The 726-nt window shown below is 73.4% G+C and carries 1 protein-coding gene; it reads left to right on the top strand.

Annotation, left to right across the window (positions count from 1 at the left end; genetic code table 11):
• Window positions 1-726 (top strand): condensation domain-containing protein (locus LQT98_RS23930; RefSeq protein ID WP_231465762.1); only part of this gene is annotated, 726 nt, incomplete at both ends.

Here is a 726-nt window from a genome sequence, read left to right as displayed (position 1 = left end):
GCTGGGCGATGTGCGCGCGGCCACGCCCTTGCCGCTGGCCGAGGAGGCCGGCCCGGAACGCGCGTGCGGCCACGGTTTGCTGGAACGCGAGCTGGACCCGCGGACGAGCGAGGGCCTGCAGCGGCTGGCGCGCGCCTGCGAGCTGACGCAGAGCACGGTGATCCAGGCCGCCTGGGCCTTGCTGCTGGCGCGAGCGAGCGGCCGCGACGACGTGGTGTTCGGCGCCACCGTGTCCGGCCGGCCGGCCGCGCTGCGCGGGGTCGAGCAGATGGTGGGGCTCTTCGTCAACGCGCTGCCGACGCGCGCGACCGTCGACGCCGCGCAGACGCTGGGCGACTGGCTCAGACAGTTGCATCGCCGGCATGTGGACGCCGAAGCCTACGCCTATACGCCGCTGCACGCGATTCCGGGCTGGAGCGGCGTGGCCCCGGGCGCGCCCTTGTTCGAGAGCCTGGTGGTGTTCGAGAACTATCCGGCGCGCGCGGACGCGACGCGCTATCGGGAACGGCTGGGCGTCGGCGACATCGAGGTGGTGGAACAGACCAACTATCCGCTGACCGTGGTCGCGATTCCCGGCGAGCGTCTGCGCTTGCGCCTGCATTACGATCGCCAGCGCGTGTCGGAGGCGTCGGCGGAGCGGATCGTCGCGATGCTGGCGCGGCTGCTGGAGCAGTTCGAACGCGGCGGCGCCGCGCTGCGCATCGGCGCGGCGTCGCTGCTGGGCGC

It is taken from the genome of Chromobacterium aquaticum, assembly GCF_021129195.1.
Lineage (GTDB): Bacteria > Pseudomonadota > Gammaproteobacteria > Burkholderiales > Chromobacteriaceae > Chromobacterium > Chromobacterium aquaticum.
The sequence above is the reverse complement of the archived record's forward strand: the minus strand, read 5'-3'. Positions and strand labels throughout refer to the sequence as shown.